Origin of the sequence: Protofrankia symbiont of Coriaria myrtifolia, from assembly GCF_900634755.1 — a bacterium.
Taxonomy (GTDB): domain Bacteria; phylum Actinomycetota; class Actinomycetes; order Frankiales; family Frankiaceae; genus Protofrankia; species Protofrankia coriariae.
The window spans coordinates 9626-29415 of record NZ_CAAAFS010000030.1; the positions used below are offsets into that span (position 1 = coordinate 9626).

A 19790-nucleotide genomic window follows, 5' to 3' on the forward strand; every position below is an offset into this window, starting at 1 on the left:
GCGAAGGCCGCGATCGTCCAGCTCATCAGGGACGCGGTCGCCTCGGGCAAGACGTTCGGCCGCGTCCACATCGTCGAGAACCCCCTCAGCAACTATGTCCGCTACGAGCTCGACGCCTCCTACCCGGAGAACCTCGCCGCGGGCGCGCCAAGTCTACAGAACACACGTTCGATTCGGTAGATGATGTGACGGTCGGGGCGGTCACGGGGCATCGCCCCTGGCCAGGCGCCGGGTAGCGACCGGAAGGACGGTGATTTCAAGGCCAACAGCCAAGATCAATCGGTTCGGATGCTGGTACACAGGGTCCACCATGCAGCGTGACGAGCTATCTGAGCTGCATGTATAGGTCCGACTTGTCGGTCGTGCCGGGTCGTGGGTTGGTGAGATGGCGGATGGGCGGCGGCCGGACCGCCCGGCCGCCCGAGCCGGGCTGCGGGCGTGGGCCACCGCAGGACCGATGCGGTCTGGCGCGCTGACCGCTGACATCACCGGGCGCCACCGCCGGGGCGGTCAGGACGGGCGCCACCGGCCGGGGCCGGCTGCCCTGCGCAGCGCCTGGTCCAGCGCGGGCACGGTGACTCGCAGCCGATCCAGCTCACAGAAGGTCAGCGCACCCGTGGTTTTGTTGATCATGGGTGCCTTCGTCCGGTTCCGGTAGGGGAAAGCCACCTCGTCCCGGACGGGAGCCACCTGCAGGCGCCGACTGCCCGGGTCGACCCACGCCTGTTTCACGTCCGTCCAGCTCACCCGGTAGGTCTGGTCGTCGCGCCGGAGGGTCAGCCCGCCGGCATCGAGCTCGAGACAGTCGGGATTCGACGGATCCTCGAAGAAGAGCACGACGCAGGCGATGGCGATGAGCGTGGCGATGCCGCCGACGATCACGCCGATGACGTCGAGCCACCAGGCGTATCCGACGACGAACGCCGCCACGAGCCACGGCGCGGCGGCCACCGCGAGCAGGAACACCGCGGCAGCAAGATAGCTGGCCTGGGGCTTGCCGGGAAAGCTCTCGCCGAAGTTCATCAGGCAACCGAGCAGGCCCAGCAGCCCGAACCCACTGACCAGCACCCCGATGGCCAGCATCCACCAGGGAAAACCGACCGCGAAGACGGCCACCAGCCACGGCGCCGCGCCAAGCGCCGTCAGGATGACGCCGCCGCCGAGGTCGTCATAGCTCGGTTTGAAACCGGTCCGGAAACCGTCCTCGTCGGAGTCCCCGCCGGCTGCCGTGCCACCGCCGGCCCTGCCGGGGGAGGACCGGCGGGCTGGTGGGGAGTCGGGCCGCCGCGGCCGCGGCGCCGGTTGCTCGGCTGGCTCCGCCTCGTCCGGTAGCCCGGCGGGCGGCCTGAACGCTGTTCGCCCCGCCGCCGGAGTCGACCGCGCCCCGACCCGGGCCAGCCGGCGGCGCGCGTCCGACTCGGACATGCGCTCGCCCGGATCCTTGACCAGTAACCCGAGCACGACGGCGACCAGATTGCCGTCGGTCCGCATCGCCGGCGGGTCCTCGTACAGCACGGCGTGCATCGTCGCCGGCCAGCTGGACCGCTCGAACGGACGGCGGCCCTCGGCCGCGTGGTAGAGCGTGGCACCCAGGGAGAACAGGTCGCTGGCCGGTAGCAGGCGCTCCCCGGCGAACCGCTCCGGCGCCATGTACGCCGGCGTGCCCGGGGCGAACCCGCTCTGGGTGATCGTGGGATCCGAGTCGTGCAGGGCCAGTCCGAAGTCGATGAGCACGACCCGGCCGTCCGGGGCCAGCAGGATGTTCGCCGGCTTGACGTCCCGGTGGGTGACGCCCAGATGATGCGCGGCGGTCAACGCGTCCAGCACGGCCAGCCCGATCCGGGCCACCTCCGGCGCGGGCAGTGCCCCGGTCCGGACGGCGTCGGCGAGCGTCCGCGCCGACGGCACCAGCTCCATGATGATCCACGGCATGCCGTCGTCCACGACCACGTCCAGGATCGTCACGATGTGCGGGTTGTGCCGCAGCTTGGCGATGTTCTTCGCCTCCCGCTGTGCCCGGCCGATCCAGCGCTCCCGTTCGACGGCTGTGGCGCCGGACGGCACGTTCAGCTCCTTGACAGCGACCTCGACGCTCAACACCTCGTCCACCGCCCGCCAGACGGTGCCCATCCCACCGGCGCCGAGGGACTCGACCAACCGATACCGTCCGGCGACCAGCGAGCCCGTGCGCCTGGTCAAGAATCTTTCCCCCGTTCGTCGCGAACACGGATTGTTACAGCATTCTCACCGAAAATTCGCGCATGAATATCATAGGTGAGAGCGGATCGCGGCCAGTGGCGTGCTCCCGCCACCGCATCGGTGACGGAGCATCGGGGACGGAACACGCGCGAGCCGGGGATTCGGAGAAACCCGCGATGGGTATGGGCGTTCTCGCGTTGTGGCGTGCGGTTGTCGGTTCTGCCCCCGCGTTCGGTCGCGGCGCGGTGATGTCACCGATCTGTCTGGCCCGCTGCCATCCACACAGCTGACGATCCACCCGACATACCGCGTAGGGTCGAGTGTGGCCGACACCTTGCGCAGCGCGGACACCAGTTGGGTGCGGCATGGGTTGGGAGGTGACGTTCATGTCGGATTCGCTGGACCTGGGCGGGCCGCTGACGCCGCCCGCGGCCGGGGCCGCCGTGACAGGAGCCGCGGGCGGCGCGCTCGAGCTCTCCCCGCCGACGCCCGTTCCGGTCGTCGCCGACGACCGGGTGGACAGCATGATTCCGCTCGACGAAGCGACCCGGGCGGAGTTGCGCAGGAGGGCTGTGGCGTTCGCTGACGACCTCGCCGCGCAGGACCCGAGAAGCCCGGTGTTCCAGGACAAGATCAACGATATCGTGTCGATGGGCCAGCGGGAGATCGTCGCGAGTGCCCGGACGTCCAACCGGATGCTCGAGCGTCCGGCGGCGGCGCTGCGCGGCACCCGCGGTGGCCGTGGCGGTGACGCCCAGGCGCGAGTCGCCGGCACGCTCGTCGAACTACGCCAGACGGTGACCGAGCTCGACCCGGCGAGGGCCGATCTGAAGGGTGCCCGCAGGTTACTCGGCGTGATGCCGTTCGGCACCAAGATCTCCAACTACTTTCAGCGCTACCAGTCGGCGCAGAAGCAGCTCGACGCCATTATCAGGGCGCTCGACTTCGGCCAGGACGAACTGCGCAAGGACAACGCCGCCATCGAGCAGGAGAAGGCGGAGCTCTGGGTCGCGATGGGCAAGCTCACCGAGTACGCGACTCTTGCGAAGGCGCTCGACAACGCGGTCTCGGCGAAGATCGATCGGCTGCGGGCCGCGGATCCGGGGACCGCTGACGTGCTTGCCTCGGACGCGCTGTTCCCCATCCGCCAACGTCAGCAGGATCTGCTCACCCAGCTGGCGGTGAGCGTGCAGGGCTACCTCGCCCTCGACCTCGTCCGCAAGAACAACCTTGAGCTCGTCAAGGGCGTCGACCGGGCGCAGACGACGACCGTCGCCGCACTGCGCACGGCGGTGATCGTCGCTCAGGCGCTGGCGAACCAGAAGCTCGTGCTCGACCAGATCAACGCGCTGAACGCCACGACGAACAATATGATCATGTCGACCAGTGAGCTGCTGCGCCAGCAGTCGGGCCAGCTCCAGGAGCAGGCGTCGTCCAGCACGGTCAGCGTCGAGGCCCTGCAGAAGGCATTCGACAACATCTTCGCGACGATGGACGCCATCGACACGTACAGGGCGAAGGCGGTCGAGAGCATGGCGGCGACCGTTACCGCTCTCGAGACCCAGGTGGGACGCTCGAAGTCGTACCTGGAGCGGGCCCGCGCCAGCGAGGGCTGAGCGACGCTCGTCATACGATCGGCACGGACAGGAGGTGCCGTGTTCTTCCGACGGCGTTCCCGCACCGCTGAGGAACCCAGGAACCAGGCAGCCTCGGCGGCCGGTTCCGAGCCGCGGGACACGGCCGAGGTCGTCCGCGAGGTCAAGCAGCTGCAACGGGAGCTTGCCGGGATCGTCGCGAGGGCGAACGTGGACGGAGGACGGCTGCCGCCCGGGGCGGTGCCGACCGTGCGCGACATTGATGACGTCCTGCGGCCGTTACTGCGCTACATCGAGGTCCAGTCGGCGAGTGAGGAGGAGATGAGGCATCTCACCGCCATAATCCACGAGTACCTCCCGCAGGCTCTCGGCGACTTCACCGCGTTGCCGGCCCAGTACACCGAACGCCCCGGTGTCACGGGCACCACGCCCGCCGAGGATCTGATCCGCCAGCTCCAGCTGCTCGACGAAGGCGCCAACGAGCTGCAGGACCTCGTCTACACCGGAGACGCCGCCAAGCTGGCGATCCAGGCGCGTTTCCTGGACGCCAAGTTCCGCCGTTCGGACCTCGATTCATGACCGTCATCCTGCCCAGGGGCGGGAACGTGCTGCTGTCGGACGAGGCACCCGGTATCGAGCGGGTGGGCATCGGCCTCGGCTGGAGCGGCGGGTCCGGCTCGGCCGCCGTCGAGCTGGACGGTTTTGTCGTCCTCGACAACGGCGGTGCGACGTCATCCCAGGTGCTCCTGGCCCATCAGGTGCCGAACCCGACGGAACGGGTCGGCGCTTCCCCGCCACCGCGCCCGCTCGTCGGTGACGTGGAGAAACTTGTTGTCACGCTGGCCGCCGTGCCGGCCGAGGTCAGCCACCTGCAGTTCGGAATGGCGATCTACGACGCGGCCGGGCGCGGGCAGACGTTCCGGTCGGTGCGCCACACCTACGTTCGAGTCCTGAACCACGCCAACAATGTCGAGATCGCCCGCTACAGCCTGGATCCGGGAACTGGGCTGGAGACGGCAATGATCTTCGGTGAGATCTACCGCCACCTGAGGGGATGGAAGTTCCGGGCCGTTGGACAGGGCTACGTCACCGGTCTTCCGGGACTCGCCGGACCCGGCGGAGGGGACATCGCGACGGCGCATCCCAGCAGGGCGGCCGCCTTTCTCACGCGGGCCTCGCCAGCCCGGACCCGGCGGAACGTGGCCGCGCATCTGCACCCGCCGCGCACCGACCCACCCAGGGTGCCCCCGGTGATCGTGCCCTCGTCGCCCCCACGCCCGCCGCCCCCGCACGCACCGCCCGCCGAGCGGGACCCTGCCGTGGCACGGCTGCCCACACCGCCGGCCGGACCCGCACAGCCGGCCGGACCTGCGGCACCGGCCACGCCCGTGCCGGCAGCTACCCGTTCGCCGCTCGACCTCAGCGGGCCCGACGAGGCCGCCCCGGCAGCCGTGGCCCGTGCGACGGCCACCCGTGCCCCGGCACGGCCGTCATCCACCCGCATCAACTACGGCGAGCATTCTTCGCGTCACAAGCAGCGTATGGAACATGTCACCGTGCTCGATGACGATCATCCAGCCACTGCCTGGACGGAAGAGAAACGCGGCTCGGGCACCATGACCGTGACCCTGCAGTGGGCGCTGCTGAAAACCCAGACGGGACTGCCCCGCCCGAGCAACATCCATCTCGGCTGTCTCTGGCAGGCGAACGATGCGGCGGCCGGCCTCATGCAGGACCTCGGCGACACCGTCAGCGCCCCTGGGCACGCGGCTCCCCGCCAGGTGTTGCGGCTAGGCCGCCGCGACGAGCTGGAAGGGCAAACGATCTTTGTTGATCTGGGAGCGCTCCTGACGTTCAGGCGCTTCTTCGTTTTCGCCTACGGGCTGCACACCGCGCCGGAGTGGTCCCTGCTGCGACCGGTGCTCACCGTTGCCGCCCGGACCGGCGAGCAACTCACAATCCGCCTGGGTGACGCGCCGCCGAGAGCTCGGATCTGTGTCGTCGCGTCGTTCCACGTCGCGCAGGACGACGTGATCATCCGACGGGAGAACGACTTCCTCGAGGGAGTCCAGGCCGACGTCGCAGTGCGTCACGGCTGGTCACTGGAGTGGAGCCCAGGCGGGGAAACTCTGCGTGACGTTCCGTAGCGACATCGCCGGCCGACGACGGTCTCCGGCACCGAACGGCGCGTCCCGTGCCGGGAGAGGCTGTGATCCTGTCACGCGGTGCCGGACGGCCTCGCGGACGCGTCGTCCCGCGCGATGACGCCGATGTCCGCCTGGTCGGTGAAGAGCCCGTCGATGCCGGCTTTCAGGTACCTCACCTGCTCGTCGATCGCCCGGCCGAAGTCGTTGGGGCTGGTACCCCGCCGGTAGTCCGCCGGCAGGAAGCTGTTCTCCGCCCGGAAGGTGTACGGGTGCACCACCAGCCCCGCGGCGTGCGCGTCGGCGACCAGCGCGGTCGGTGCGCCCAGCGTGCCGTCCGCGGCCCACGGGATGACCTGTGTCTTCTCCGGTCCGATGCCGTTCGCGTAGCTCGAGATCTGCCGCAGCCCGGCCGGCGTCGACAGGTCCGCGTAGGTCCGCGGGTCACCGGCGTCGACCAGGTCGAACGGGGCGCCGCTGGCGCTGAGCAGCTGCACCGAAGCGGTGCGCAGACCGAGTTTGCGCAGCTGGGCCAGGTTCGTCGTCTCGAACGACTGCACGAACACCGGGGCGCCCTGGTTGTTCAGGCCATGCTTGCCCAGGGCGTCCACGAGCCGCTGCTCCAACGGCAGATCGGCCTTCTGGAAATACGTCGGATGCTTGGTCTCCGGGTAGACTCCGATTTCACGCCCGAGTTCGCGGGAAAGTCGCTGGCGCAGTTCCAGCACTTCGGCGAACGTCGGGATCTCGAACCGGCCGTCATATATCGTGTTCTCCTGCCGAACGGCTGGCAGCCGCTCCTTGGCGCGCAGCGTTTTCAGCTCGGCAAGTGTGAAGTCCTCCGTGAACCAGCCGGTGGTCGGTACACCGTCCAGTATCTTGGTCGCTCTGCGGGAGGCGAACTCCGGGTGGTCGGCGACGTTGGTGGTGCCGCCGATTTCCGGCTCGTGTCGGCAGACCAGGACGCCACACCTGCCGAGGCAGCCGAAGCCGTCGACAGGACGGTGGTGGTGGTGGCGAGCGGGGCCACAACAATACCCGCAATCACGGAGCGGCGGTCCACGTATCCTCCAGCGTAATAGCGGCGACCTTCGCCGACGGCATGCACCGCACAGCAAATCGACAGGAGAGAACGAGCACACAGATCACGCGTTACCTGCCGCCATCGGTCAGCCGTCGGATCGGTGAACCCGCTGACTGGAAAGCCCCCGGTTGGCGAGCTGGTGAAAAGCCGGACAGCAGCCGGCCGGCTTTCGTGGGCCGACAACTCCACCGGCGGCCATACACGCCCGATGGACGGACCAACAATGGGGCATCTCGAAGTGCCCCGTAGCGGGAGTGCGCGCACCCGGCGCCGGCACAGGCCGGACGGGCCCGCGGTGTTCGCCAGCTCCTTGATCAGGGAAGGTGGGTGGATACGTCAACGTCCCACCTGCCCACCTGCCCCGGCCGGCGGAGTACGTCGGGTTCTGACGATGCGTCCAAACTACTGGCCACTGATACGTCGATACCGGTAGCGTCGCGTGAAAGGTCACGATCTTGCCTGCTCTGTTGTTGACCCTGGCGATTCTGTCCGAGGTGACCGCGACGGTGAATCTGCGGCTGTCGGAAGGATTCACCAAGCCGTTTCCCTCGATCGTCGCGGTAGTGGGATACATTGTGGCTTTCGGCCTGCTGTCACAGATACTCAAAATGGGAATGAGTATCGGGGTGGCCTACGGGGTTTGGGCTGCCAGCGGTATTGCGCTGGTAGCGTTCATCGGAGCCATTTTTCTCGGTGACAAACTGTCCCTGGTGCAGGTGGGCGGTATTGTGCTGATGATCGGCGGAGTCCTCGCCATTGAGCTGGGAGCGACCACGCGCTAATGGCGTACCACGGTGCCGATCGTGCAGGGCTTGCCGGTCTCGTTCGTGGCGACGACGCGGATGACGCCGAGAGATCGTCCTGGATGCTCGATGTTCGCGGTCAGTTGGACGTTCGTCAGCGGCGGGATGTTGCGGACGTAGTGGACGTGGATGGAGACCGTGCGCGCCGGGCGCGGCAGGGTGAGCGCCGCGAGCCAGTCGGTGAGGCAGAGGGTCACACCGCCATGCAGGTTGCCGAGCGGGTTGGCCAGCCGCGGGAGTGCCGTCACATCCAGGTGCGGGGGCCGCACGGTCACAGCGTGGCCGAAAAGGCCGGCGAACGTGTCGGCGTCCAGCGGCTCGTCGGTCGTGACGGCCCCGTTGGCGATCACGTCCTCCGGGGGTGACCGGTCGATCCAGCGGCCTCGCTCCTGGCAGTATGCGACGACGTCGCCCGACTCGGTGCGGACGCGGCCCCGCGCCAGGGCGCCTACCTCGTCCACGTGGACGACGCGGCCCTCGGCGTGGACCATCGTCCCGTCCAGGGGAAGATCTCGGACGATGTCGAGCGTGATCTCGGTACTGATCGACCACGTCCCGGTCACCGCGCCGATGGCGTAACCGGGAACGTCGTCGATCAGGACACCGAGCGCGCCGGCCGGTGTCACGGCGGGCCCGGGGCCCTGGTCCTGGCCCGGATCGTCCGTCGACAGCCAGGGCCCGAGCGGCATGGCGCTCGTCACGAGGCCGTCCGGGTGGAACTGAAACGGCTCCACGCGGAACAACCGCTCGGGAATGCCCAGCACGAATGGCATCGGTCGGTCGGACGAGAGTGGCGCCGCGTCGGGGCCGCCCATCATGGCACTCACAGGAACCTCGCGATGACTGGTCTCAGAGAGGCGTCGGAGTTCACAGAGGCGTTGGAGTGCTGCCGGCACGGCCGCGGTCCACCCGGTCGAAGAACTCCTGAGATCGCTTCATGACGGTGGGGTTGCCGCCGCACAGCGCATATCCCCACATCGCCTCCACCCGGAGCTGGTCGTGAAGCGGCTGGCCGATGATTTCCAGCACGGTCTCCTTGGCGGATTCGATGGCTGCCTGGTCGCAGCGCAGAATGCTGTCGACGACCTTCTCCACCTCGTCGACGAGCTCGTCGTGGGAGACGACAGCGTTGACCATGTTGGCGGTGTAGGCGCGCTGCGCGGTGACCGGATTCCCGGTGAGCAGGAGCTCCAGGGCGAATCCGACTCCGCAGCTGTTGACGAGGCGGACGATCCCGCCGTCGGCGGGATGCATGCCCCGGCGGACCTCGAAGGTTCCGAACTGGGCGCGGTCACTGGCGATCCGCAGGTCACATGCCATGACCAGCTCGACTCCGTGGCCGACGCACCAGCCGTTGACCGCGGCCACGATGGGTTTGGCGATCCGTGACAGCGGGCCGCGTGTGATGCCGCTGACCCCGTCCTCGAGGCGCTCCCGGCCGACCATCGGGCCGACGGTCTGCCACTCCGGAGCGTGGGTACGCAGGTCGGCGCCCGAGGTGAAGGCGTCGCCCGCGCCAGTGATAACGGCTACCCGGAGTGCTGGATCGTCCCGGAAGTCCGTCCATATCTCGTACAGGCGGTCGCTGGTCTCGATGTCGATCGCGTTCTTGACCTCTGGACGGTTGAGGGTGATCCAGGCGACCGGCCCCCGCTTCTCGTAGAGGACCTTGTCCAAGCGGCTCATCGGGCTCCTCGGAGAGTGCGCGGTAACGGTGCGCCGACAGAGATCAACATCGTGAGTCTTGTTGGGTCCGCGTCGCGGACGGTGATCGTTCGATCCTTGGGATGTAGCAGCATGCCGACCTCTTCCGACCCTGGAACTGAATATCCATTCTGTTCCCGGTTTGCAGTGTGGCCGCACAGCCCGCGACCCGCAAGAGGATCGAGAGGTGTCGATCAGGGGCGAAGTCGACAGCCGCGGGACGACAGCCGCGGGACGGCGGGCACGGTGCGCTGGGCGCATGCGCGGCGTACCGGGCGCATGCGCGGCGCGCTGGGTGCGGAAGCCTCAGGTCAGCGAGTGAGGGGGCTGTCCAGGACCTGCAGGGCGATCGCGGTGAGAGTATCCGCGAGGACTTCCGGCGGCAGAGAACTGTTGTAGACCAGCGAGGACTGGACCGCGCCGATGGTCGCGTGCACCAGGCACTCCGCGCTCACGGGATCGAGATCCGGCCGCAGGGAGAGGAGAAGATCCGTCCACGTTTCGACGTAGGCGCGCTGCTTGCCGCGGAGACGAACGAGATCCGCGTCCCGCAGATTGCGCTCCTCCTGGTAGTAGACACGCGCGAAGGCGCGTTGACGTACGACGAACTCCACCTGGAGCCGAGCGATCTCGATCAGTGCCTCGCGTGTCCGCCCCAGACGTTCGACAGCGCCGACCTGCTCGGCCCGCAGACGATCCAGGCACTGATCGAACAACTCGACCAGCAGATCCTGCTTGCTGGGGAAGTGCCAGTAGATCGCCGACGCGGCGATCCCGACCTCGGCGCCGATCTCGGCCATCGACACGCCGCCGTAGCCGCGCCGTGCCAGCAGTTCGGCGGTCGCGTCGATGATGGACTGGCGGCGGTTCGGATCGCGCTTCCGGACGCCCGCCACGGCCGTGCCGCCCCCACGCCGCCCGGCATCCTGCGCTGCGTCCACCACGTCAGGAACCATACGGTCCCCGGCCACATCCGAGGAAACGGTGCGGGTAAAGCGGCTCCGGGCGATCCTGGGCGGTCAGGGACCTGTTCGCCAGCGGCCAACGGCCGAAGATCGAATACCATGCGGTCGTGAGCGCGCACGGTGACACCGCCGACCCTGACGGGCGGCTGGTGTCGCGTGTGTCGACGCTCCCAGCGCGGGGAAGGCGGAGGCCGCTACCGCTACCGCCGCCAGCTTGTCGACGGTCGTGGATATTGTCACGGCGCATCTGCCCGGTGTCTGTTCCGGCGCCGACGGTCGTCGCTCCTGACCTGGGCTGCCTCGCCTATCCGAAACTCCCGGGCGTGCCGCTAGCCGATCTTGGGCCGCCTGCGGACGCGGCGCGGGTGGCGGCCATCGCCGCGTCGCTCGGGTATCTGCTGGCTTCGCTGCACGCCGTCCCACCGGAACGGGTCGCCGGCCTGGTCGAGCCGGACGACCAGCCGACCAGCGGATGGCGACAGGACGCGGTCGAGCTCTACGCGCAGGTCACCGACGCCGTTCCGGCGCGTCACCGGTGACCGATCGAGATCTTCTTGGAGGCCCCACCGCCCGCCGACAGGGCGGAGCTCGTGTTCTCGCACAACGACCTCGGGATCGAGCACGTCCTTGTCGATCCCGGCACCGGCTCGGTCACCGGCGTGATCGACTGGAGCGAAGCCGCGCTCACCGACCCCGCCTACGACCTCGGTCTGCTCTGCCGTGACCTCGGCGACGTGGCGCTGACGACCGCCGTCGGCAGACTCCGGCACGCCCACGACCAGGCGTTCTCGCTGCGAGAACGGGCTGTCTTCCACGCACGCTGCAGCGTCCTCGAGGACTTCGCCTACGGCCTGGAGACGGGGCGGCAAACCTACACCGACAGAGGCCTCGCCGCACTGAACCGACTTTTCCCGTCGTAGGACGCGCTTTACCCCTCCAGGGCTCGCTTCGTCATCGCCTGGAAGAGCGAACGGCGCGTCGGGCACCACCCGCTGGTAGACCTTCACGAAGGCGTCCGCCACCTTGGACGGAAGCTGGAACACGTGCCCGAACACCGCCAGCCGGATGGTCACCGCAGTCATCGCCAACGCCGTACGAGAGCCACAACCATAAACAGTCCATCGGCGGGTGGGATACCCGAAGCCTGCCGGGAGGCCGCCGGCTTGGCGGGGCCGCGGGGCGCCATGGTGATGGCCGGTGCCGCCTGCTACGAGCCGAGCTGTCATCCTCCAGATCAGGAGGCGAGGCCCGAGCGCCTTCAAGACCCCGCCACAGTCGCCGTATTTTTGTGTAGTGGATTTAGACGATGCGTTGCGTGCTTTGGCGACGCTGCAGAGGACTTCCAGTCGGGATACCCAGTGGCCGTACCAGCCTTTGACGTTGTTGTGGGCAGTCGAACGTGCCGCGGAAGGCGTGCGGTTGAGCCGATGGTCGCGGGCACGTGCGGGACTGGCCGCCGCCCTCGCGACGGACGGTACCGCGGGTCATCGACGGGTAACGCCGGAATATCCTGTCGTTGCGCTTCGGGACTCGCCGTTGTGGGAGATCCGCGCCAGCTCACCAGCGCCGCCGGGACACAGCCCGCAGCCACGCCGGTGGCTGGATCGGGAAGATCCCGAGTTCGGTCTCTCCGTGCCTGCCTTCGACCTCCTGCGGGATGACCGTCACCGTGAACAGTTCGTTACGGCGCTGCGCGGTCTCATCGAGCAGACCACCGGTGCTGACGGCACGGCTGGCATCTTCTGGGAGATCCAGCCGGGAGTTGTCGCGGTACGCCGTGACATCCACGCTCGATATGGCGGTCGACGGCAAGGCGGCATCGGCCCGTCCCGCTCTACCCCTAATATTCTGATCTTCACCGACCCTGTGCGTGGCAGGACGCACGGCTATTTCGACGGGTGGGGAGATGACGGCTGCTTCCACTACACAGGGGAAGGGCAAGTCGGTGATCAGCAGATGCTTCAAGGTAACCTAGCCATCCTGCGCCACCAGGAAGATGGACGCGCACTTCGCCTTTTCCGCGCCGTACGAGACGGTGTCCAATACCTTGGGGTGTTCGCGATCGATCCCGATCGTCCGTGGTACACGAGCGAAGCCCCGGAAACCGGCGGCGGGCCGCTTCGCACGGTCATCATATTCCGACTCCGCCCCCAGGGGCCGATGCAGTCGTTCGAGGCACCTCTCCCATCAACCCCCACCACGACCAGCCGTATTATCTCCGTACCAGTAGAGGCATCGAATATCGAACAGTACAGTCTGACCAGCTCGAGGGAGCTGACCACTGCAGTCCGGCGAGAAGCCGCCCTTGTCCGCTCATACACTGAGCACCTTCGATCTCTTGGCCACGAGATATGTCGAAAGCAGATCGTGCCCCCCAATGAGCTACGCCCACTCTTCACTGATCTCTACGACGTGACAGCCAGTGAGCTCATTGAAGCCAAAGGTACCGTCACCCGTGAGACCATCCGCATGGGCATCGGTCAACTCCTCGACTATCGCCGTTTCATCGATCCGTCTCCACGTCTGGTTCTCCTCGTTCCCTCAAGACCGCGTCCAGATTTGCTGCACCTGTGCGCCACCGTGGGCGTCACGGCCGTGTGGAAGGCCGGCGATGACTGGCGGCGAACATGACGGTCTTTCCCGGACCGCGTTTTCATGGCCGCGTAGCGACCACCCTTCCGCGCGGGCTTGTTCGACCAGGCATCTCGCCTGACCAGCGATGGGTGGGGCAGCGGAGCTTATCGTGAGGTTGCTGGTTCGGCGGCGGGCAAGGGATGGCGTGGGGACAGGGCGAAGGCCTGGGCGAGAAGGGCCTGGGAGTGTTGGCGGTCGGCGGGGTTGGCGATGAGGTCCTGGATCATCAGCTCGTCGGCGCCGCTTTCCCTTGAGCATCTGCTCCAGCGTGTCGCGGACGTCGTTGGGGCCGCCGGCTATGAAGCGGGGCCATCGGCTGTCCACGATGGTGGTGGGTTCTTTTTCTGGGCGTCTGTCAGTTCCCAGGCAGCCTCGTCGGCGGACGGCAGCGTCGCGGCGGCGCCGACGCGTCCCAGCCGGGCGTAGAAGCCCTTGGCTGAATTGACCAGGTGTCGGCCTTCGGCAGGCGTGTCACCCACGGTTACGTTGACGGCGAGAATGGCGCGTGGGGAGTCCAGTCCGAAACGATGTCAGGCTGGTGACATCGCGCGGCGCTCCGGTTATGACCTGCCGCAGGCGTCCTGGTCGCTGTTGGAATATCTCGACGCCCGCGGCGCGCTGCGGGTGTCTGACATCGCGGCCTGCCACGGCGTCGACATCTCCTCGATCACGCCCCGTCTCAAGAAGCTGGAACGCGCCGGCCTCATCGCGCGCGGAAGAGTGGCCACCGACGCGCGGGCCTTCCTCATCAGCATTACTCCGGAGGGTGTGCAGGCGCTGGAGAGCGTCCATGCGGCCCGCCGGGAGATTCTCGGGCGCGTCGTCGGCGGCACCGATCCGGCGCGGCTCGCGGTCACCGCCGATGTCCTCTCCTGTGTCGCGCTCCGTCTGGCGGACGAGCCCGCACCGGTCACGGCGGACTGATCGGCGGCCGGCCGTTTCACCGCGCCGGAAGTCACGAAGCTGAAGAGCTCCCGCGCCGCCGGCTCGGAGCGGGAGCACGGCTCGGAGGAGGCCCCGCCGTGGGCGGGCGATCCTGCCGTTGAGTGACACCGCCGTTGGGCGGCCCTGCCGGAGGGGTTCGTGAGGCTGGGCGCGTGGACGGGCGAACATGCTTGCCTGAAGCAACTATTTGGTCAAACCATTGAAAACATCGATCTTATGCCACTAAAATCCGGCCATGCTTGCGGCTGGCGTGAGCCATCTGTCGTTTGAGATTTCGGTCCGGCCCGTGCGACCGAAATGAATGTGCGTTCAGGTATCCACGACGAAGCGGAGGTTCTGATGGTCGGTGTGGAGACAGACACGGCTACGCCCACGGTCTACGACCGCTACGACACCGAGTCGATCAAGAAGTTCCGGGAGAACGGTTGGTGGCAGGATAGCTCGGCCGCCGCCTTACTCGACCGGTGGGCGGACACGACACCGACTCGCCGGTTCGTCTCCGACGGCACCACCGAACTCGACTACGCCACGGTCCGTGAGCGTGCCCATGGTCTTGCCGCCACGCTCGCGCACCGCGGCGTCCGGCCCGGCGACCGGGTAGCGGTCCAACTGCCGAACTGGGCCGAGTTCGTGATCTCCTACCTCGCGCTCGCGCGGCTCGGCGCGGTCACAGTACCGATCATGGCAGTGTACCGGCACGCGGAGATCGCCCATGTCCTGCGCAACTCCGGCGCGGTCGCCGCGATCACCACCGGGACCTTCCGCGGCTTCGACCACGCGGCGATGTTCCGCGCGCTACAGGTCGAGGCCCCGGCCCTCAGGACCCTCGTGATCGCCCGTGGTGAGGCGGCCCCGGGCGAGCTCACGTTCGCCGAGGCCACCGCCACCGTACCCGGCCCGGACGAGCTGGGCCCGCACTCGGACCCGGACACCCCGCACGTCATCGTCTACACCTCGGGCACCGAGTCCACGGCGAAGGGCTGCGTGCACACCTGGAACACCCTGGACTTCTCCGGCCGTGGCCTGGCCCACAACGTCTTCCAGCTCACCGCCGAGGACGTCATGTTCATGCCGTCGCCGGTCGCGCACGCCACCGGGCTGGTCGTCGGCGTGCTGGTCCCGCTGGCCGTCGGCGCCGAGACGCATCTGCTCGACGTCTGGGAGCCGAACGAGGGCCTGCGCCGCATCGAGAAGTACCGCACCACCGCCACCGCGACCGCGACCCCGTTCGTCCGGATGGCACTGGACGCGGCGCCGGAGGCGAAGCGGGACCTGTCGTCGATGCGGTTCTGGCTCTGCGCCGGCGCGCCGATCCCTGAGACGCTGGCCCTGGAGTTCGAGCGGACCTTCACCAACGGTGTGCTGATGCCGCTCTACGGCTGCAGCGAGCTGATGGCGGCGACCTGCTGCCACCCCGGCGACCCGATCGAGCGCCGCGCCGGCTCGGACGGTTCCCCCGCGCTCGACGGCATCCGGATCAGGCTCGTCGGCCCTGACGGCGAGGTCGGGCCTGGTGAGGAGGGTGAGATCACCTATTCGGGCCCGGGCGCGATCCTCGGCTACTGGCGTGAGCCCGAGCGGACCGCGGCGACGATCGACAGCGGGGGCTGGCACCACACCGGGGACCTCGGCCGATTCGACGCCGACGGCTACCTGCGGGTGACCGGGCGGCTCAAGGACATCATCATCCGCGGTGGTACCAACATCAGCGCCGCCGAGATCGAGGGATACATCCTCGCGCATCCAGATGTCTCCCAGGTCGCCGTCGTCGCCTACCCGGACGAGCGCCTCGGCGAGAAGGCGTGCGCCATCGTCGTCCCGGTCAAGGGAGCGGCACCCACGCTGAAGGACATCACGGACTTCCTGCGCCTCGAACGCCGGATCGTCACGCAGAAGCTGCCCGAACGGCTCGTCCTGGTCGACGAGCTCCCGATGACCGCCACCGGCAAGGTCCAGAAGTTCCGGCTTCGCGAGCTGGCCCGGGGCGAGTCCTGAACCGTCCTGAACCATGAAGCTCGCCCTTTCCGACCACCAGCGGGAGGTGCCGGCGTCACGCCTGCTCGGAGCGGAGAGCCAGGGTCTGGCTCAGGTCACGCAGGGCTTCGGCTACCGCCGTGCCCTGCCTGGCCTACCCTGGCCTGCCCTGTCTGCCCCCGCTCTGTCCGGCGGTCGCGCGGCAGCCACTCGACGAGATCTGCGGTCCTGCACGCGGACCCGGGCGAGTATGGGCATACCGCTGGAGTACGGCGTAGCGCTGTGGGAACACCAGGGTGTGTCGTTCCCGCAGGCCGAGGCTGAAACCCAGCCGGTCGGGCTCCGGTCGCTGTGCCCGCGGACGCCGTAGCCGACGGATCGCGGCCCGCCGCACACCGCGGATGCCGCGACACGCAAGTGAGAAGACGATCATTTTCGACGGAAGGTGGGACGATGAGCGGGTCGATCACGCTGCGGATCGCTGACGGGATTGGCCACCTCACGCTCACCCAGCCGGACCGGGGCAACCCGTTCGACCTGGCGTTCTGCACCGAAATGAGTCGTGCTGCCACCGAGTGCGACGAGAATGACAAGGTCCGTGCGGTGCTGATCGACGCGCAGGGCCCCTACTTCACGGTCGGCGCGGACCTGAAGACCATGACACGCGACCGCGAGGCCCTGCCCCGCTTCATCAAGGACGCCACGGTCGGCCTGCACTCGGCGATCTCCCGGTTCGCCCGGATGCGGGCCCCGGTCGTCGTCGCCGTACACGCGCTGGCGGTCGGTGGCGGCGTCGCGCTCTCCGCCGCCGCCGACTTCTGCCTGGCCGCCCGCGGCGCACGGTTCTACGCCGCCTACACCGGGATCGGACTGCTCTGCGACGGGGGTGGTTCCACGTTCCTCCCCCGGCGGATCGGCGTCCGCCGCAGCGCCGAGTTCCTCATGCGCAACCAGACCTGGAGCGCCGAGGAAGCCCTTGGACACGGACTGGTGAGCGAGGTCGTCGACGACGAGGAGCTGGAGAAGGCGGCGTGGTCGCTCGCCACCGAGCTGGCCGCGGGCCCCACCGTGTCGTTCGGTGAGATCAAGAACCTGCTGCTCTCGACGTGGGAGCAGCCCATCGAGGCGCAGATGGAGCTCGAGGCCCGCGCGATGGCCCGCGTCTGCCACAGCGATGACGCCTGGACCGGCGTCACCGAGGTCGCGGCCCACCGCAAGCCGATATTCCAGGGGCGGTAGGACGCCGGTGCCGTCACGGCAGACGGCGTCCCGTTCTGTCGGGAACGCGGTCCGGTCAGTACGCGGTGGATCTGTTCAGTTTCTCGAGAATTTCCGTGCAGTAGCCGCGGGCGTTCTGTCGCATGCGTACGCTGACGGCGCCCGTGGGGCTGGTGGCCAGTGGCCGGTGGACCCTGTCCAGCACGGCGAACTTCGGCCGCCACGCATTTGGGTCCGCCGGCCCGAGAACGGGCTGGAAAAGCCCCCAGTAAAGCTCAATGAAGAACCAGACGTCCAGCGGTGTGGCGAAGTCGAGCAGGTCGGCGCTGGCCAGCAGACCGAGGGAGTGGGCCTCCCTGTCCCGCGCCTGCCGCAGCCGGGTCAGGACAGGGGTGCTCGACGGCTTGTCCCACTCCACCGCCGCGTCCCACGGGTCGCCGAACAGCGTGCGGAAGGTGGTGTCGACATGGTCTCTGAGGCTGACGTCCGCACGTGACCAGAGCGCTGAGGCGTCGGTCGTCCTGGCCCGCTGCCGAAGATAGTCGGAGAAGTGCGCCGAAAAGGCGCGGTAGCCGCCTTCGAACGGTACCAGTATTCCGATGTCGGCAAGCTGGAGGAGGTCGGGGACGTTCGCTGTCAGCTGCGGCCCGAAAAGAATCTCCAACAGCAGGTCGAGCCGGCCGTCCTCGGCGAGGAGATCACACAGGCCGTCATAGTAGCCGAGAATGAAACGGGACATTCCCCGGGTGATCCTGGACCAGTCGACCCGACCGGTCCGGGCAGCCATGAAACACGCGTCCGACAGGGCTTTGGTCGACAGCCACGGATGGCCACCGGTGAGTTCGCGCAGCGCCGTCAGGGCATCGGGCACGTCGATCGCGACGCCCCGTTCGACGGCCCGCCCGACGAGCTCCGTCAGCTCGTCGTCGTCGAAACAGCGGACCGGGACATCCTCGAAGAGGCCGGGGAGGTTCGAGCCGACCTTGCCGGCCTGGTCGACGATCTGCCGCAGCTCCCGTCTGGACGTGGTGACCCAGATGACCCGCACATCCGGCTCGTTCGCCAGCGCCCGGAGCACTTCGAAGGCATATCCCGGCCGGCCGAAGACGGTCCGGGCGCTGTCGAACTCGTCGAGGATCACGACCACCCGCCAGCCGTGCCGCTTCACCAGGCGCAGCGCCTTCTTGGCGTCCATGTAGAACTCGTCCCACTCCCGAGCCGGATCGCCGGCCTGTCGCACCGCGGTGTTCAGGGAGTCGCGTAGTTCGCTGTCGTACAGCCCGCCGACGTTGTTCAGCTCGTCGCGTACACCATCCAGCACCCTGTGGACGAGGTTGGTCAGTCCCGTGCAGTCCGCGAGGGTGATCCACAGGGGGGCCACCCTGGGCGCGGCACGCCGGGCCGCGGGCGTCATGAGCGTTTCCTGGGCGAGGGAGGACTTTCCTGTCCGCGGCGGGCCGACCAGCGCCGCCGAGTCCCCCTCGGCCGAGCGCACGACGCGTTGCAGCAGGCGGGCCCGTTCGTCGTGGCGGCCGACGAACTGCTCGCCGGAGACCGGGTTGCCGTAGTCGTACGGGTCGATCCAGCCGTCCGTGGCTGTGGGCGGGGGCGGGGGCGGGGCAGAGCCGGCCGCTACTGGCCCGGTCACAGCCGACTCGCGTAGTTGACCTGCAGCCAACGCGCGAAAAGCCCCACCCGTATCCGCCAGCGGTCGGGCGAAAGCGGTTCGATGACATCACGGAGCTGAAGGTCCTCGAGTATGGGGCGGACGTCCCAGCCCAGCGCGCCGGCCTCCGGGGTGGCCGGGTCAAGATACCGGTCCGCGCCGAAACTGCGGCTGCACGCGACCAGCGTGCCGATCACCTGTTCCGGCGGGATGGCCGACAGCCGGACGTCGCCGGGATTCAGCAGGTTGTCGAAGTCACTGGTGTCGTGCAGCGACGCGACCAGGTCCTCCAGAACGGCCTCCACATCGGCCGGCCCCACGTACATGCGGCTGCCCCGGTTGAGGTAGTCGACCAGCCGCTGGCAGAACTTCTGGATGTAGAAGGGATTACCGGCCGTCAGATCGAAGATCATGTCCACCGAGTTGCCGAGATAACGGGTCGGGCCCTGCCGGCCGCCGATCCGGATCGGATCCTCGACGAGTTTCCCCGCGTCCTCCCGGGACAGGTAGTTCACCCGCTCGGACCGGCTGACCTGGAACTCGTTCGAATAGTTCCGCATGAATTCCTGGGTGAGGTCCTGGCCGATGACGAGCGCGCCGAAGTTGCCTCGTTCGAGCAGACCCTTCCAGGCTTTCATGAACGTGTCCGGAAGGTGTCCTTTCCGGATTTCCTCGTAGATGTTCGTGAACTCGTCGATGAGCAGGACGAAGCGCACGTCCGCGAGGTCGTCAAAGCGTGTGAGCCAGCGCTGGACCAGTTTCATGAAATCGATCAGGGAGCCCTGCGGAAGCTCCCTGATGTCGGCCAGCCGTGGCTCCGGGACGTCGAGCTGAATATTGCGTTCGGCGGCTAGTGTCC

Annotated in this window: 15 protein-coding genes and 2 pseudogenes; 10 read left to right on the forward strand and 7 right to left on the reverse strand. The window is 68.0% G+C overall.

The window, feature by feature from the left end:
- Positions 1 to 180 (forward strand): DUF6879 family protein (locus CM1CMNOD_RS21355; protein WP_207387453.1); only part of this gene is annotated, 180 nt, incomplete at its 5' end.
- 330 nt (positions 181 to 510) lie between these two features.
- Here CM1CMNOD_RS21355 and CM1CMNOD_RS01425 read toward each other — a convergent pair.
- Positions 511 to 2199 (reverse strand): serine/threonine-protein kinase, encoded by a 1689-nt coding sequence (locus tag CM1CMNOD_RS01425; protein WP_013871915.1) that lies wholly within the window; start codon positions 2197 to 2199, stop codon positions 511 to 513.
- Between the two features lie 386 nt (positions 2200 to 2585).
- Between CM1CMNOD_RS01425 and CM1CMNOD_RS01430 the strand changes: the two genes are divergently transcribed.
- From CM1CMNOD_RS01430 to CM1CMNOD_RS01440, 3 genes are read left to right on the forward strand one after another with little or no spacing between them, the layout of a single operon-like run.
- The gene (locus tag CM1CMNOD_RS01430) at positions 2586 to 3815 is read left to right on the forward strand and encodes a toxic anion resistance protein (RefSeq protein WP_013871916.1); all 1230 of its coding nucleotides are present in this window, start codon (positions 2586 to 2588) and stop codon (positions 3813 to 3815) included.
- Positions 3816 to 3854: 39 nt separating this feature from the next.
- Positions 3855 to 4373, forward strand: coding sequence for a hypothetical protein (locus CM1CMNOD_RS01435; protein WP_013871917.1), 519 nt, complete (start codon positions 3855 to 3857; stop codon positions 4371 to 4373).
- Positions 4370 to 5941: a TerD family protein gene (locus CM1CMNOD_RS01440; protein ID WP_131773804.1), complete on the forward strand. Its 1572-nt coding sequence runs from the start codon at positions 4370 to 4372 to the stop codon at positions 5939 to 5941. The genes CM1CMNOD_RS01435 and CM1CMNOD_RS01440 overlap by 4 nt, the downstream gene beginning before the upstream one ends.
- 71 nt (positions 5942 to 6012) lie before the next feature.
- Here the strand turns inward: CM1CMNOD_RS01440 and CM1CMNOD_RS01445 are convergent, their stop codons facing one another.
- Positions 6013 to 7080 (reverse strand): glycerophosphodiester phosphodiesterase family protein, encoded by a 1068-nt coding sequence (locus CM1CMNOD_RS01445; protein WP_013871919.1) that lies wholly within the window; start codon positions 7078 to 7080, stop codon positions 6013 to 6015.
- A gap of 397 nt (positions 7081 to 7477) precedes the next feature.
- On the opposite strand from CM1CMNOD_RS01445, the gene CM1CMNOD_RS01450 reads away from it, so the two are divergent.
- Positions 7478 to 7804, forward strand: a complete 327-nt coding sequence (locus CM1CMNOD_RS01450) for a DMT family transporter (protein ID WP_013871920.1) — start codon at positions 7478 to 7480, stop codon at positions 7802 to 7804.
- On the opposite strand, the gene CM1CMNOD_RS01455 is transcribed toward CM1CMNOD_RS01450, so the two are convergent.
- The 3 genes from CM1CMNOD_RS01455 to CM1CMNOD_RS01465 form a co-directional block, all read right to left on the reverse strand.
- Entirely contained in the window at positions 7801 to 8589 is a 789-nt protein-coding gene (locus CM1CMNOD_RS01455; RefSeq protein WP_165001595.1) for a PaaI family thioesterase, read from the reverse strand. The two genes, CM1CMNOD_RS01450 and CM1CMNOD_RS01455, sit on opposite strands and share 4 nt — an antisense overlap.
- Positions 8590 to 8692: 103 nt before the next feature.
- A complete protein-coding gene (locus tag CM1CMNOD_RS01460; protein WP_013871922.1) occupies positions 8693 to 9511 on the reverse strand; it encodes an enoyl-CoA hydratase/isomerase family protein in 819 nt (272 codons plus the stop codon).
- Between the two features lie 329 nt (positions 9512 to 9840).
- Positions 9841 to 10473, reverse strand: a complete 633-nt coding sequence (locus CM1CMNOD_RS01465; protein WP_202797657.1) for a TetR/AcrR family transcriptional regulator — start codon at positions 10471 to 10473, stop codon at positions 9841 to 9843.
- A gap of 179 nt (positions 10474 to 10652) precedes the next feature.
- On the opposite strand from CM1CMNOD_RS01465, the pseudogene CM1CMNOD_RS23820 reads away from it, so the two are divergent.
- The 5 genes and pseudogenes from CM1CMNOD_RS23820 (at position 10653) to CM1CMNOD_RS01500 (ending at position 17286) form a co-directional block, all read left to right on the forward strand.
- Positions 10653 to 11414: pseudogene (locus CM1CMNOD_RS23820) on the forward strand (phosphotransferase family protein).
- 712 nt (positions 11415 to 12126) lie between these two features.
- Complete coding sequence (locus tag CM1CMNOD_RS01480) at positions 12127 to 13125, forward strand: hypothetical protein (RefSeq protein WP_237702941.1); 999 nt, start codon at positions 12127 to 12129, stop codon at positions 13123 to 13125.
- A gap of 501 nt (positions 13126 to 13626) precedes the next feature.
- A complete protein-coding gene (locus CM1CMNOD_RS01490; protein ID WP_083828097.1) occupies positions 13627 to 14052 on the forward strand; it encodes a MarR family winged helix-turn-helix transcriptional regulator in 426 nt (141 codons plus the stop codon).
- 360 nt (positions 14053 to 14412) lie between these two features.
- Entirely contained in the window at positions 14413 to 16068 is a 1656-nt protein-coding gene (locus CM1CMNOD_RS01495) for an AMP-binding protein (protein ID WP_013871925.1), read from the forward strand.
- A 432-nt stretch (positions 16069 to 16500) separates the two neighbouring features.
- Positions 16501 to 17286: an enoyl-CoA hydratase/isomerase family protein gene (locus CM1CMNOD_RS01500; RefSeq protein ID WP_013871926.1), complete on the forward strand. Its 786-nt coding sequence runs from the start codon at positions 16501 to 16503 to the stop codon at positions 17284 to 17286.
- A 55-nt stretch (positions 17287 to 17341) separates the two neighbouring features.
- Here CM1CMNOD_RS01500 and CM1CMNOD_RS01505 read toward each other — a convergent pair whose 3' ends face one another.
- Together CM1CMNOD_RS01505 and CM1CMNOD_RS21360 are read right to left on the reverse strand one after the other, a co-directional pair.
- A complete protein-coding gene (locus CM1CMNOD_RS01505) occupies positions 17342 to 18913 on the reverse strand; it encodes an ATP-binding protein (protein WP_013871927.1) in 1572 nt (523 codons plus the stop codon).
- A pseudogene (locus CM1CMNOD_RS21360) lies at positions 18910 to 19790 on the reverse strand (cold-shock protein); the annotation flags it as partial. The gene CM1CMNOD_RS01505 and the pseudogene CM1CMNOD_RS21360, both read right to left, overlap by 4 nt.